Origin of the sequence: Leisingera sp. MMG026, assembly GCF_021654205.1 — a bacterium.
Classification (GTDB): Bacteria; Pseudomonadota; Alphaproteobacteria; order Rhodobacterales; family Rhodobacteraceae; genus Leisingera.
Genome location: NZ_JAKFZM010000012.1, coordinates 79889 through 95096, shown reverse-complemented (window position 1 = coordinate 95096; position 15208 = coordinate 79889). Strand labels below are relative to the sequence as shown.

Annotated in this window: 9 protein-coding genes; 5 read left to right on the top strand and 4 right to left on the bottom strand. The window is 60.7% G+C overall.

Annotation, left to right across the window (positions count from 1 at the left end; translation table 11 throughout):
• Positions 1-22 precede the first annotated feature (22 nt).
• Positions 23-1135: an S-(hydroxymethyl)glutathione dehydrogenase/class III alcohol dehydrogenase gene (locus L1069_RS08750; RefSeq protein ID WP_129372948.1), complete on the top strand. Its 1113-nt coding sequence runs from the start codon at positions 23-25 to the stop codon at positions 1133-1135.
• 112 nt (positions 1136-1247) lie between these two features.
• Here L1069_RS08750 and L1069_RS08745 read toward each other — a convergent pair whose 3' ends face one another.
• From L1069_RS08745 to L1069_RS08735, 3 genes are read right to left on the bottom strand one after another with little or no spacing between them, the layout of a single operon-like run.
• Entirely contained in the window at positions 1248-2762 is a 1515-nt protein-coding gene (locus L1069_RS08745) for a SpoVR family protein (RefSeq protein WP_129371876.1), read from the bottom strand.
• Positions 2749-4086, bottom strand: coding sequence for a YeaH/YhbH family protein (locus L1069_RS08740; protein ID WP_129371877.1), 1338 nt, complete (start codon positions 4084-4086; stop codon positions 2749-2751). The genes L1069_RS08745 and L1069_RS08740 overlap by 14 nt, the downstream gene beginning before the upstream one ends.
• 18 nt (positions 4087-4104) lie before the next feature.
• Positions 4105-6039: a PrkA family serine protein kinase gene (locus L1069_RS08735; RefSeq protein WP_237455394.1), complete on the bottom strand. Its 1935-nt coding sequence runs from the start codon at positions 6037-6039 to the stop codon at positions 4105-4107.
• A 727-nt stretch (positions 6040-6766) separates the two neighbouring features.
• On the opposite strand from L1069_RS08735, the gene L1069_RS08730 reads away from it, so the two are divergent.
• From L1069_RS08730 to L1069_RS08715, 4 genes are all read left to right on the top strand, one after another.
• The gene (locus L1069_RS08730; protein WP_237455393.1) at positions 6767-9289 is read left to right on the top strand and encodes an Ig-like domain-containing protein; all 2523 of its coding nucleotides are present in this window, start codon (positions 6767-6769) and stop codon (positions 9287-9289) included.
• Positions 9290-9361: 72 nt separating this feature from the next.
• Positions 9362-10651 carry a TolC family protein gene (locus L1069_RS08725; RefSeq protein WP_237455392.1) on the top strand — a complete coding sequence of 430 codons (1290 nt, stop codon included), beginning with the start codon at positions 9362-9364 and terminating at the stop codon, positions 10649-10651.
• Positions 10652-10656: 5 nt separating this feature from the next.
• On the top strand, positions 10657-12966 hold the full coding sequence (locus L1069_RS08720; protein WP_237455419.1) for an ATP-binding cassette domain-containing protein: 2310 nt from the start codon (positions 10657-10659) through the stop codon (positions 12964-12966).
• A complete protein-coding gene (locus tag L1069_RS08715) occupies positions 12963-14141 on the top strand; it encodes an HlyD family type I secretion periplasmic adaptor subunit (protein ID WP_237455391.1) in 1179 nt (392 codons plus the stop codon). The genes L1069_RS08720 and L1069_RS08715 overlap by 4 nt, the downstream gene beginning before the upstream one ends.
• 69 nt (positions 14142-14210) lie before the next feature.
• On the opposite strand, the gene L1069_RS08710 is transcribed toward L1069_RS08715, so the two are convergent.
• Positions 14211-14924: a trypsin-like serine protease gene (locus tag L1069_RS08710; protein WP_211037657.1), complete on the bottom strand. Its 714-nt coding sequence runs from the start codon at positions 14922-14924 to the stop codon at positions 14211-14213.
• Between the last annotated feature and the right edge of the window lie 284 nt (positions 14925-15208).

The window sequence follows — 15208 nt, the reverse complement described above, 5'->3', positions numbered from 1 at the left end:
TGGACGAAGGACCAGTCACATGATCAAGACCCGCGCCGCCGTTGCGGTTGCCCCCGGCAAACCGCTGGAAATCATGGAAGTGAACCTCGAAGGCCCGAAAGCGGGTGAGGTTCTGGTGGAAATCAAGGCAACCGGCCTGTGCCACACCGACGAATTCACCCGTTCGGGCGACGACCCCGAAGGCATTTTCCCGGCGATCCTGGGCCATGAGGGCGCAGGCGTCGTGGTTGAGGTCGGCGAAGGCGTCACCAGCCTGAAGCCGGGCGATCATGTGATCCCGCTGTATACGCCCGAGTGCCGCGAGTGCGACTATTGCCTCAACCCGAAAACCAACCTGTGCCAGGCGATCCGCTCGACCCAAGGGCAAGGCCTGCTGCCGGACGGCACCACCCGTTTCTCGATGCAGGACGGCACCCCGATCCACCACTACATGGGCTGCTCGACCTTCGCCAACCACACCGTGGTGCCGGAAATCGCGCTGGCGAAAATCCGTGAGGACGCACCGTTCGACAAGGTCTGCTATATCGGCTGCGGCGTCACCACCGGTATCGGTGCGGTGATCAACACCGCCAAGGTGGAAATCGGCTCGCGGGCTATCGTGTTCGGCCTCGGCGGCATCGGTCTCAACGTGATCCAGGGCCTGCGGCTGGCCGGGGCTGACCAGATCGTCGGTGTCGACCTGAACCCCGGTAAGGTGGAAATGGCCACAAAGTTCGGCATGACCGATTTCGTCAATCCTGCCGAGGTCGAGGGCGACTTGGTGGCGCATCTGGTCGAAGTGACCGGGGGCGGTGCTGATTACACTTTTGACGCGACCGGCAACGTCAACGTCATGCGCACCGCATTGGAAGCGGCGCATAAGGGCTGGGGGGAATCCATCATCATCGGTGTGGCGCCTGCCGGTGCCGAGATTTCAACCCGGCCGTTCCAGCTGGTCACCGGCCGCTCCTGGCGCGGCACCGCCTTCGGTGGCGCCTCGGGCCGCACTGACGTGCCCAAGATCGTGGACTGGTACATGGACGGCAAGATCGAGATCGATCCGATGATCACCCACAAGCTGACGCTGGATCAGATCAACGAAGGCTTTGAACTGATGCACGAAGGCAAGTCCATCCGCGCCGTGGTGGAATTCTAAGCCCTATCCAGTTCGCAAATAGCAAAACGCAGGCCCTGGGGCCTGCGTTCTCGTTTCTGCGGCAAGGCTGAAAAGCTGCCGCCAAAAGCCGGACCCAGCCCTGTGGAGTGCGTCAGTTTTCAAAGGCGGTCTCCACCGCGTCCAAGCTGACGTCATACCCCCAAAGACGGCGCAAGTGCTTCAGCACCTCTTCCTGATCCTCCTCATCCAAATGAATGCCATCCCGCACAGTATGGGTCAGCTTCAATTCCCGGTCACCGCGCAGATCCGCGTCTGTCACCTGAATATCAGGTTCCAGGTAAGCCAGATCATACTGCTTTGCCAAATCGCGGCGGATCGCCTTGTATCCCGCGCGGTTGTGGATCTGGCTCACCACCAGATTGGGCAGGTCGGCGTCATTGGTCAGCGTGAACAGCTTGAACTTACGGATCAGATGCGGCGACAGGAACTGCTGGATAAAGCTTTCATCGCGGTAATTCGCCCATGCATCGCGCATCACTTTCCGCCAGTCGGGATCACCGGCGAAATCGGGGAACCACTCGCGGTCCTCATCAGTCGGGTCCTGACAGATCCGGCGGATATCCTGCATCATCGCAAACCCCAGCGCATAAGGATTGAGGCCGGAGAAACGCGGATCGTCAAATTCCGGCTGCAGCACCACATTGGTATGGCTGTGCATTATCTCCATAAAGGCGCCTTCGGTGATTTGGCCCTGCTCATAAAGCTTGTTTATGATGTAGTAGTGCACGAAGGTCGCGCAGCCCTCGTTCATCACTTTGGTCTGTTTCTGCGGGTAAAAGTACTGCGCCAGCATCCGCACGATGCGCAGCAGCTCACACTGCCAGGCCTCCAGCACCGGGCTGTGCTTTTCCAGGAAATAAAGCACGTTCTCCTGCGGCAGGTTCATCTGCTTGCGGCGCGCGCTGAAATCAGCATCCTCGACCAGTTCCAGCTTGTCGCGACCCAGGGTTGTATCAGTCCAGATATCCAGCACGCTCTGGCCGCTTTCATAGCCTTCGCGCACCTTCTGCATCGCCACCAGTTCCTCGGTGGTCGGCTTGGGCGGGCGCCCGTAGCGGAACACACCTTGGGATTGCAGCGCATGGGCCGCGTCCAGAATCTCTTCGACCGCACAAGGGCCATACCGTTCCTCGCAAGCGGCGATGTAATTTTTGGCAAAGGCCAAGTAATCATGAATACCAGCGGCATCTGTCCACTGCTGAAACAAATAATTGTTCTTGAAGAAATGGTTATGCCCGAATGCCGCATGCGCCATCACCAGCGTCTGCATCGCCATGGTGTTTTCTTCCATGTTGTAGCTGATGCAGGGGTTCGAATTGATGACGATCTCATAGGCCAGACCCTGGCGGCCGGTGCGGTACAGCGCCTCGTCGCGGGCGAAATGCTTGCCGAATGACCAATGCTGATACATCAGCGGCAGGCCGACACAGGAATAGGCATCCAGCATCTGCTCAGCCGAAATGATTTCGATCTGATTGGGATAAACATCCAGCCCAAGGTCGCCCAGCGCGATCTCCTCAATCGCGTCGCGCGCTGTTTCCATCAGTTCAAAGGTCCATTCCGGCCCGTCGAACAGCGGCTTGCGCGCCTTTTCAGCTGCCTGCATACTGCGCCCCTTTCACCTTGGGGAGGAAGAACTCCCGGAAAATCGGATAGATGTGGCCGGGTTGCGAGACACGCTGCATTTCAAAATGCTGCGCCTGGCCCTTCACGTCACGGTAGTTTTGCCACAGGTCCTCGCCTGCTTCGGGATTGTTCAGCAGCATTTCCGCCGCCTCATCGACGATTTCCACATAGGCATAAAACTGGCTGACCGGCAGCAGGTCGTTCAGCAGCAGATTTTTGCAGCGCACCGAGTCATTGCCGAAATTCTCGCCGTCGGAGGCCTGCGCGCCGTAGATGTTCCACTCATCCGGCGGGTAGCGCTCTTCGATGATCTCCTTCATTTTCTCCAGCGCGGTGGACACAATGGTGCCGCCGGTTTCCCGGGCATAGAAGAAGGTTTCCTCGTCGACTTCCTGGGCGTGGTGAGTGTGCCGCACGAACACCAGTTCGGTGTGTTCATAGCAACGCTCCAGGAATAGGTGCAGCAGCAAGAAGAAGCGTTTGGCCAAGTCCTTTTCGCGCTCCTGCATGGAGCCTGAGACATCCATCAGGCAGAAGACCACAGCGCGGGAATTGCGGATCTTTTCCGGCACAAAGGTGTCGTACCGCAGGTCCAGCGGGTCGATATAGCCGACGACCTTGCGCTTGCGGAGGATGCCTTCGAGTTTCTTTTGCAATTCGGCCAGAAATGCCTCTTGCGGCGGGCTGCGTTCCTCCAGCGCTTCCAGTTCGGCGATCTGCTCTTCCAAATCCCGCTGCGACTTGGTGGTCGGACGCTGCAATGCGATCCGGCGCCCCAGAGAGTTGCGCATGGTGCGCACCAGATTGAGGTTATTGGGCGTGCCCGCAGTGGTCAGGCCGGCCCGGCGGGTGCCGATGGTTTCGGTCTCCACCGTAGCCTTTTCCACCAGGTCCGGCAGCTCCAGCCCCTCAAACAGGATTTCCAGGTATTCTTCCTGCGTGAGTGTGAAGGAAAATTCGTCCGCACCATCCCCGTCCTCGGAGGCCTTGCGACCGCCCTCGCCCGCACCGCCGTCCGGGCGTTTGATGGTGTCGCCGACAACAAAATCCTTGTTACCGGGCAGAACATGACGGCGCAGGCCGCCCTTGGAAGAGTGAAAGAACCGCGGCTCCTTCAGCCCTCTGGTCGGGATAGTGACCTTTTCGCCTTCGTCCGGGACACCGCTTCCGCTTTGGATCGATTTTCCCCGGACCGATTGGTCGACGCGTTCCTTAATATTCTCCCGGGCCCGCCGCAGGAACCGCTGGCGGTTCCCGAGGCTCTTGCCCTTCGGATTGGCGCGCCTGTCGATGAAATGATGCATATGCCACAGCGCTCCTCTTTAGCCCGCCTTGTTAACGCGCATGTACCATTCGACCAGACGCCGCACTTGGCGGTCGGTATAGCCATGGCCGCGCATACGCTCGACGAACTCCTGATGTTTGCCTTCGGTCTTGCTGTCCTTCTTGCTGCCGAAACTGATCACCGGAAGCAGCTCCTCGACCTGGCTGAACATGTGTTTTTCGATCACATCGCGCAGCTTTTCATAGGAGTTCCAGGCCGGGTTTCTGCCCGTGTTTGCGCGATGGCGCAGGGCAAATTTCACGACCTCGTTGCGGAAGTCCTTGGGATTGGCGATGCCAACCGGCTTTTCGATCTTGGAAAGCTCCGAATCCAGCACTTCGCGGTTATAGAGCTGACCGGTGTCGGGATCCTTGTAATCCTGTTCTTCGATCCAGGCATCGGCGTAGGAGATATAGCGGTCAAAGACATTCTGGCCGTATTCCGTATAGCTTTCGAGGTACGCCTTCTGGATCTCGTTGCCGATGAACTCTTCATAGCGCGGCGCCAGTTCCGTCTTGATGAACTCAAGGTATTTCTGCTCGGTCTCCTGCGGAAACTGCTCGCGCTTGATCATCTGCTCGAGCACATACATCAGATGCACCGGATCCGCTGCCACTTCATCCGTGTCGAAGTTGAAAGTGGTGGACAGCACCTTGAAAGCGAAGCGGGTGGAGATGCCGTTCATCCCCTCGTCCACGCCGGCGCGGTCCTGATACTCCTGCACCGTCTTGGCTTTGGGGTCAGTGTCCTTCAGGCTTTCGCCGTCATAAACCCGCATTTTGGAGTAAAGGTTTGAGTTCTCATGCGGCTTCAGGCGGGTCAGCACCGAGAAGCGGCTAAGAATCTTCAGCGTCTCCGGCGCACAGGGCGCGTCACGCAGCTCGCTGAACTCGATCAGTTTTTCGTAGATTGAGGATTCATCCGAGACCCGCAGGCAATACGGCACCTTGACGATAGACACCCGGTCGATGAAGGCCTCGTTGTTCTTGTTATTCTTGAACGACTGCCATTCGCTCTCGTTGGAGTGCGCCAGGATCAGGCCGTTGAAGGGGATCGCACCAAAGCTTTCGGTGCCCATATAGTTGCCTTCCTGGGTCGCCGTCAGCAGCGGGTGCAGCATCTTGATCGGCGCCTTGAACATCTCGACAAATTCCAGAACACCCTGGCTCGCCCGGTTCAACCCGCCGGAGAAGCTGTAGGCATCCGGGTTGTCCTGGCTGAAATGCTCCAGCTGGCGGATATCAACCTTGCCAACCAAGGTAGAGATGTCCTGATTGTTCTCATCACCCGGCTCCACTTTGGCCACGCAGACGCGGCGCAGGCGGGAAGGGTACATGCGAACAACGGAGAATTTGTTGATATCGCCGTCGAATTCATCCAGCCGCTGGACGGCCCAAGGCGACATCAGCCCTGGCAGGCGGTGCTGGACAATGCCGTATTCCTCTTCCAGAACCTTGCCCATGCGGACTGGGTCAAACAGGCCCAGCGGACTTTCAAAAATCGGCGAGATCTGATCACCGGCTTTCAGCACATAGATCGGCTGTTCTTCGACCAGGCGCTTCAGCCGCTCCGCCAGAGACGATTTGCCGCCGCCGACCGGACCCAAGAGGTAAAGGATCTGCTTTCGCTCTTCCAGGCCTTGCGCGGCGTGGCGGAAATAGCCGACGATCCGTTCGATGGTGTCTTCCATGCCGTAGAAGTCGTGGAAAGCGCTGTAGCGCTTGATTGTCCGGTTCTGAAAGATCGGACCGAGCCGCGCGTCCTTGGACGTGTCTACCAGCTCCTCTTCGCCAATTGCCTTCAACATCCTCTCGGCGACGTTCGCGTACATGCTTGGATCGTCGCGGCAGGCATTCAAATAATCCTGCAGCGGCATCTCCTGCTCGCGGGTTTCGCCGTACTGCTCTGCAAAAAGTTCGGCAATGTCTTTCATCTTGAATCAAGCCTCCTGGTTATCTGGCGCCGTTCCTCCTGGCGTTTTAGTTCGCGGACAGACAGACTGCGCCCGGTACGTGGGCATGGATGTCCGCGTTAGTGTTGAGTTCTGATTTCTGCTCGGCGCCGTTTCTGGCGTTATACGTCCGGCTGGCCGCTCTTTGCGGCGGCCTGCGCCCGGATACCAGGCTGGCGGCGTGTTGCTTACTCTCAAGCTTACACCAAATACGTACTTCTTACTATCTGAAAGTGGTGTACTTTTAATTAATTGCCAGAAACTTTTGCGGGAAATTTTCATCACATCGCGGCGATCACTGTTGTTGCGGCCGCCTTACGCGCCGCGGCAAATCAAGTGCCTCCAGCCGCGCGTCCACTGTTGATAAGAGGGATGCAAGGGGCTTTCCCCTTCTGCTTCTGAAGTCCAGACAACAGGGTTAGCAGTGCATACGGCAAGGCAAGACGGCCAATTCTCCGGCGCCAGCCATCCGCCCGCCTCATATCACGGCTGCGTGAAAAACCTTAGAAATTCTGCGGCACTCAGGACACGGTTGCCGCCCAAACTGCATGAATCCCGTCCCTGATGCACTGGACAGGACAATAAAAATCATCACAGTATGGCCTCAAAATGGCCGCAAAAGACGGTCGATGGGCAAACGTACAGGCAACGGAACGACGCAGCACCCGCCAGATTGCGGCGGCGCAGCGCACAGATGAGTGGTATTACAATGAGCACGGTCGCATTTATTACCCGCGATATGGCGGGCACTACACAGCATGGGAACTTTTCCGAAGGCACCCCGGCACGTATTGACGCCGCCCATGCCAAGGATATCTCGCTGAACCTCAGCCCTGCAGATGTCGAAAGCTATTCCCGCCAGGGCGGCAACCTGCACATCACCCTGGCCGATGGCCAGGAACTGGTGATTGAGAACTACTATTCCTACGGCTCATCCGGCGGGAAAAACCTGTTCCTCAGCCAGGACGGCGAATTCACCGAAGTTGTCCTGGAAGACAAATCCAGCGGCATGCTCTTTGCCACATACGAGCCGCTGGATCTGACCGGAAAATGGAGCGCCTACGATGAGATGGTGTTCCTGGACGTTGACCGCATCGAACCGGTGGTTGCACCGCTGGCCGCGCCGCTGTTCGGCGGGCTGGGTGCGGCCGGGGCCGCAGCCGGTGTCGTCGGCGCGGCTGTAATTGCCGGCGGCGGCGGCGGTGACGGCGGCGGCGGAACGGATGGCATTATTCCAGCGGTCGATGACCCCGATGCCACCTACCCGGTTTCTGACTCCACCACCGAACCGGTGGTTATCACCGGCACCGGCGCACCGGGTTCCGAAGTGACTGTCAATGTCGGCACCTCCACAGCCACCACAACCGTCGATGACGACGGCAATTGGAGCGTCAGCTTCCCGGTCGATGATCTGCCAGAGGACGGCAATTATGACACAACTGTGCATGTCGTTGACCCCAACGGGACTGAGTTCGACCTGGATGGCCCCGCTGTCGTAATCGACACGGTTGCCACTGTCGGCCTCGACGAGGGCCAGGCAGGCGGCGACGACATGATCAATGCCGCCGAAGCAGCCGACGGGGTGACCCTGACCGGAACCGCCGAAGCGGGCGCCACAGTGGAAGTCACTTTCCAGGGTGTGACCCGGACGGTTACCGCGACCGAAAGCGGGACTTGGAGCGCTGACTTCGCTGCTTCGGAAATCGCCTCCGGGGAATACGACTCAGAAGTCAGCGTCACCGCGACCGACGCTTTCGGCAATACTGACAGCGTCACCGGTACAATCCGCGTAGACACGACCACGGCCGTGGAAATCGACAACGGCCAAGCGGGCGGCGATGACATTGTCAACAACGCCGAAGCTACCGCTGGTCTGACATTGACCGGAACCGGCGAGGCAGGCGCAAGTGTCAGCGTCACGGTTGAGGGCGTGACCCGCACCGCGACCGTGGATGCAGACGGCAACTGGGCCGCAGAATTCGAAGCCGGCTCGCTTCCTGCCGGTGAATACGACACCACTGTCAGCGTGACCTCCACTGACGAAGCCGGCAACACGGCAACCGCCACGGCGGATCTGCATGTGGACACTGTGGTCGATCCCCTCACCCTGAATTCCGGCAGCATCGAAGGCGACAATATCGTCAACGAGACCGAACGCAGCGACGGGGTAACCCTGACCGGCACGGTTGAGCCAGGCTCGACGGTTGTTGTGCAACTGGGTGATGCAACCGAAACTGCCACAGTTGATGCCGATGGCAACTGGAGCGCATCCTTTGCAGCCGCTGACATTGCCGAGGGCAGCTACGATGCGGCCGTGGTTGTGTCCGCCACGGACGCCGTGGGCAACACGTCGGAAATCACTGACACCCTGGCCATAGACACCGAGGTGGTGCCTTTCACTTCGGACAGCGTGACCGATGATGATGTGGTGAGCCTCGCGGAAAGTGCCGCGGGCCTCTCGATGTCCGGCACCGTCGAACCCGGATCGGCAGTACAAGTCACCATTCAAGGTGTAACCCGGAACGCGCTGGTGGATGCGGACGGCAACTGGACTGCCGAGTTTGAACCCGGCGACCTGCGCGAAGGCACCTATGAGGCCACAGCCGAAATCACGGCCACGGACCCGGCGGGCAACACGCAGACCCTGACCGAAGAATTCAGCGTCGACACCGAATACGATGCCCCAAATATTGGCGACGTGATCAGCACCGGCACCAGTGTCAGCGGAGTTTTCAGCGACGATTTCGAGGCCGGCGACACAATCCATGAGCTGACCAGCACGGGCAGTGTCTCAGATGTCAGCGGCACCGAAACCGATCTTGGCAACGGCCAGACCCTGTACGACTTCGATGCAGACGTGCCGGACGGCTCGCATCTTGTTGTGAACCGGGTGGATGACGCCGGCAACAGCTCTGGTACAATGGTGGTGCTTGAAGACGGCGCCGGCGCATCTGTACTGGATCATTCAGGCCTCTCGCAGTTCAACATCGACGAGCTGAACCTGGTTCATGCCGACGCTGTCGACCTGACCCTGACCGAGGCCGATATCAATGCGCTGTCGGGCAATTCCGACAAGCTCACTGTGCATGGGGAAGCTGACGACACGCTCACCATTACCGGGGCCACCGCCGCGGGAACCGAGACTGTCGATGGCGAGACGTACAATGTCTACACAATCGGCGATGACGGCACCACGCTGTCCGTGGATGAAGACGTCAACGTTGTGATCTGATCTATCGGCCCGGCGGTCATTGCCGCCGGGCCCAATACATCAAAAGCCTAAAACAAAAGGGCATATGGCAGGATGCAACCGGGACGCTTTTTTTGCGCCATCGCAGTGATGTGCAGCCTGTCGGCCTGCGCCCGGACGCTGCCGTTCGGCGGCGGAGAAAGCGCGGAAACCACGCCGCGCAGCAATTTCGCACAATCCGGCGAGACCTCCTCCGAGGTGATCCACGATCTGATGGGGCGCCGCTCCCTGCTGGCGCAGGACAGCGCCTATGGGCAAGTGGCCGAGGCCGCAATTGCCGCCTCTTCCCGCGCTGCCGAAGCAGAGCTGATCGGCGCCAAGCTGCGCGCCGAGGCGGCCTCGAAGAACTGGCTGCCAACCCTTGGCCCATCCGTCAGCCTGACCGATCTGGGGGATTTGGTGGCCGGCCTGCTGATTGAGCAGGTTCTGTTTGACAATGGCCGCCGCAAGGCCGAACGCGCCTTTGCCGCCGCCGATGTCGAAGTGGCCGCCGTCAGCCTGTCCCAGGACATGAACAGCCGCGTCGAAACCGCTGTCGGGCTGTATGCGGCTGCATTGCGCGGCGATGAAAAGGCCGCCTATGGCAACCGTGCTCTGCGCCGGATGCAGGAATTCCGCCGCATCGTTCAGGGACGCGTCGACGGCGGCGTGTCGGACCGCGCCGACCTCAATGTGGTAGACAGCAAGATCAGCGGCATCCGCACGGCCACGGCCACCGCCCATGACGCCGCTGCAACCGCACGCGCCGAGCTGCAGGCGATGACCGGCCAGTCCTTTGCGCGGAAACCCTCGCATCTGGGCATAGCCACGCCGCCGGAACAGGTACAGTTCCTGGCCGTGCTGAAGGCCAGCGCCGAAGCGGACCGTACCATCGCCCAGGCCAAGTCCGGCCGCGCCGGGCTGCTGCCCCAGATTGCCGCCTCGGGCAATGTGACCTCCGACGGGTCCGGCGCCGGGCTGACGCTGGGCGTTGGCCAGCCGCTGGGATTGGGCACGCCTGCCGCCATTCAAGCGCTGGAAGCCACCAAGGAGGCCGCCACCCGCCAGATTGGCGAAACCGAAGAGATTGCCCGCCGCACTTACAGCCGCCAGGTCCAGCAAATTGCGTCCTACCGGCGTCAAGAGGGCGAGACCGCCGCGCTGGTGCGCCGCAGCCGCGAGACTTACGGCCTGTTCCAGAAGCAATTCGAAGCGGGCCAGCGCCCAGTGATGGAGGTGATCCAGGTCTATGAGGAGCTGGTGCGCCGTGAACAGGCCTATATCGACGCGAAATATGAGGTGGTGCTGATCCAGCTGCAGCTGGCACGCGACCTGGGGCTGCTGGCAGATGGGGACAAGATTTGACCGACATGACCCAAAAGCCGCCCCGTCCCCTGCCCGCCTCCGGCAAAAAGCCGGTGCTGCGGGCGGTGCCTGTATCCGGAACCGGAGCACCGGAAGCGATGCAGCCGGCCAACACACCCGCCCCTGCGCCCGTCCCCGCTCCGGACGCCAATCCGCTGCCAAAAGCCCCGCCACAGGACGCCCAGCCCGAAGTCGGCTCGCTGCTGGAGGGCGCAGCAACCCGCATTCAGCACCGCGCCAGCCTGATTGCCACCCTGGCCGCTCTAAAGGGCAGCGAAGTCCCGGTCAGCGACGTCGCCGCCTTCCTGTGGAGCGAAACACCGGGCGACCTGTCGCTGCATTCCCTGGCCAAGGCGTTGCACACGACCGGGCTGCAGCCGAAGATCCTGGAAAAACAAACCTTGAACCCGGCCCTCTGGCCCGCGCTTGCGGTCATGTCCGGCGGCCAATGCGTGCTGGTGCTGAGCCAGACCGAAGAAACACTGACCATCTACGACACCGCCTGCGCGGAAAACCGCACCGAAGTGCCGCTGGGTGAATTCAGCCCCTATTTCACCGGCACGGTGCTGTCGGCCCGCCCCTCGCTCAAGCAGATGGCGGCGAAACACACACCGCAGATCGACCCCGGCCATTGGTTCTGGAGCGAATTCCCGAAATACCGCCGCCAGGTGGGCGAGATCATGCTGGGATCGCTGGTCGCCAATATACTGGCGGTTTCGGTCGCGCTGTTCTCGCTTCAGGTCTACGACCGCGTGGTGCCGCATCAGTCGCAAGCCACGCTATGGGTGCTTGCAGTTGGTGCCTTTTTGGCAATTGCGCTGGAGGCGATGCTGAAGCTGGCCCGAGCCCGGCTGACCGATGCCGCCGGCCGCCAGATCGAGCTGTCGGTGCAGCACAATCTGATGCGCCGCCTGATCGGCATGCGTTCCGACAAGAAGCCGCTGCCGCCGTCCGGCCTGTTTGCTGCAATGCGCGATTTCGGTTCGGTACGGGAATTCTTTACTTCCTCCACCATCTCGACCCTGGCCGATATCCCGTTCATCGCAGTCTTCCTGCTGCTGGTCGCTTCGATTGCCGGGCCGGTGGTCTGGGTGATTGTTGCCGGCGGCATCCTGATGCTGCTGCCTGCCTATTTCATGCAGAAGAAGATGATCGCCCTGACCCGCCAGACCCAAGGCGCCAATGCCAAAGCCGGGCGCCTGCTGCATGAGGTGGTCACCGAACTCGACACCGTAAAAACCCAGCGCGGCGAGGAACGCGTGCTGCGGTTGTGGGATGAGCTGAACACGCTGTCCTCGCATTCCGCGACCGAGCAGCGCAAGCTGTCCAGCGCCCTCACCTATTGGTCGCAAGGGGTGCAGCAGGCCACCTATATCACCGCCGTGGTGCTGGGCACCCTGCTGGTTTTCGCTGGTGAATTCACCGTCGGCACCATTATCGCCACCGGCATCCTGACCAGCCGCACCTTGGCGCCGCTGACGCAGTTTGCCGGCACTTTGGCCCGCTGGAGCAACGTCAAGGCCGCACTCGAAGGGCTCGATGCGATTGCCCAGGCTCCGCAGGAAAAAGAAAAAGAACGCACCTACCTGCGCCGTCAGAAAATCGAGGGCCGGTTCGAACTGCGCGACATCCTGTTCCGCTATGAAGACGACGCCGCACCGACGCTGGATGTGCAAGCCGTGGCGGTCACCCCCGGCCAGCGGGTTGCTGTTCTGGGTGTCAATGGCTCAGGCAAATCCACCCTGCTCAAGCTGCTGTCGGGGCTTTATGCGCCCGATCATGGCCGGATCCTGCTGGATGGCACAGACATGGCGCAGATCGACCCGCGCGACCTGCGCGCAAACATCGGATATCTCAGCCAGGACGTGCGCTTGTTTGCCGGCACCCTGCGCGACAACCTGAACCTTAACCAGCTGGAACGCGATGACGACCGGCTGATGGAAGCGCTGGAGTTTGCCGGCCTCGGCGCCCATGTTCGCAACCACCACAAGGGTCTCGATCTGGAAATCAGCGATGGCGGCCATGGTCTGTCGATCGGCCAGCGCCAGTCCATCGGCTGGGCACAGCTGTGGCTGCAGGATCCGTCCGTGGTACTGCTGGATGAGCCCACCGCTGCGTTGGACCAAACACTGGAGCGCACCCTTGTCAGCCGCCTGGAAACCTGGCTGGAAGGCCGCACCGCAGTGGTCGCCACCCACCGGATGCCGATCCTGTCGCTGACCAACCGCACCCTGATCCTGCAGTCAGGCCGGATGGTTGTGGACGGGCCGCGGGACCAGGTCCTGGCCCATCTGGCCGCCGGGGAAGGCAAATGACCATGTCTGTGCATGACCCCTACGGCAACGCCGAGACGCCGCGCAGCGCCAGCCGCATCATCTACCTGGTGCTTGCCGCCCTGCTCACGTTCCTGATCTGGGCGGCTTTTGCCTCGATTGACGAAATTGTACGCGGCGAGGGCCAAGTGGTTTCTTCGTCCCGCGCCCAGATCGTTCAGAACCTCGAAGGCGGCATCCTGGCTGAACTCCAGGTGCGCCAGGGCGACATCGTCACCGCAGGCCAGGTGCTGGCCAAGTTGCAGGACACCAAATTCCGCGCCGCAGCTGATGAGCTGCAAAACCAGATCGATGCGCTGGAAATCAAACGCTTCCGGCTGGAGGCGCAAATGAAAGGCGCCTTTGAATTTGCCGTGCCGGAGATGCTGGCGCAGCGCTCCCCCGGCATCCTGTCCTCTGAACGCGGGCTGCTGACGGCCCGCCAGACCGATTTCACCAGCCGCCGCGACAGCGCCAAACAGATCCTCGACCAGCAGAATGCCGAGCTTGCCAATATGGAGCGGCTCTACAAGCAGAAGATCGTGGCCTTGATCGAAGTGAACAAGGCCCGCAAACTGTCCACCGACGCCCGCGCCAAATACAACGAGATCGGCACCCAGGCAGAGCTGGAACAGGCCGAGGAATACTCCCGGACCTTGCGCGAACTGACCACGCTGCGCCAGGAGCAGCGTTTGGCGGTGGATCAGCTGAACCGCACTATCATCACCTCGCCGATGGCCGGCATTGTCAACAGCCTGTCGGTCACAACCATCGGCGGTGTGATCCGTCCCGGCGAAGAGATCCTGGAAATCATTCCGCTGGGCGAAGAGCTGTTTGTCGAGGCCCGCATTAAGCCTGAGAATATCGCCAGTGTGCAGCCCGGCCAGGACGCCACAATCAAGCTTTCAGCCTATGATTACACCATCTACGGCTCCCTGCGCGGCAAGGTGGATTTCGTTTCCGCCGACACTTTTGAGGACGAGCGCAATCCGCGCGCCGAACCTTATTACCGGGTAACTGTCCGGGTCGACAAATCCGGCTTTACCGAACGCCAGCAAACCATCGAAATCCGCCCGGGAATGCGGGCAACCGCAGAACTGCAGACCGGCGCCAAGACCGTGCTGCAATACCTGCTGAAGCCGCTCTACAAGTCCCGCGAAGCCCTGCGCGAGCCTTAATGCAAAGGAAAACGCCTGCCCCCAGTACGGCGGCAGGCGGAAAAGCAGTCCTGTCTCTGAATGGGGTCCTTAGCCCGCCCGCCGCATCAGATCCCGCAGCGTCGAATCCAGCGCCGTTCCAATCGACACCCGGCGGTTGCCCATCGCAGCCTTGGCCGAGATGACCGAAACCAGCCGCGGCGGCAATCCCGGACGCATTTCCAGCACCGGCGAGCCTGAAGCACCGAAATCCACCAGGCAGGACATCACCAAGGTCCGGCTCTGCCGCGCCAGGACGCTGCAGGAGCGCTCCAGATTGGGCCGGGTTGCGTGCCTGCGGGTATAGGACAGAACCCCCAGGATATCCCCCCGCGCGGCGCCGCTGGACATAGTCAGCGGCTGAACCTGGCTGCGGCTGATCGGCCGGTCAAGTTTCAGCACCGCCAGATCGCTGCCGATCTGATGGGTGCCTGCAGGCCGGTAGCGGTACTGCGGGTGCATCACCGCTTTCACCACTTGCCGCAGGGCCACGGCCTGCCGCCCGGACAGGCCCGCTTCGAACCGGATCGTGGACGGGTCAACCCGCGCCCCCGTCCTGGGATCGAACAGGCAATGCGCCGCTGTCAGCACCAAGTCCGGCGCAACCAGCGCCCCGGTGCACATGTTCTTGTTGGAGATGTTCAGCCGACCCACGGCCTCCCACCCTTCCATTGATCTGACGTTGGACCGCGAATCATCCGCAGCCACGCCATCGGGCATGCCCAATGACAGGCACGCCGCAATCGCAGCAATTAGAAGTCTCATTATCCACTCCAGCTTCCCACAGACGCATCGTTATTCAGGCGTGCGGCTGGAATGAGGCCCAATGTTGCCAGGCTGAGACGGATTCATGGACAGAATGTGGCAGCGTTAACAATTCCCTAACCCCCCGGTTATTGATGCTTAACCATGGCAAAAAAGCCCCCTGCAGCGCCAGAGAAAGTAAACAATTCGTTAATATTTTTTCCAAACCATGAACAAACAAGGAGAATTCCGCAGCCGTTCACCGGCCTGAGATCCCTGGTTCCGGACTGCACCCCCCCGAATCG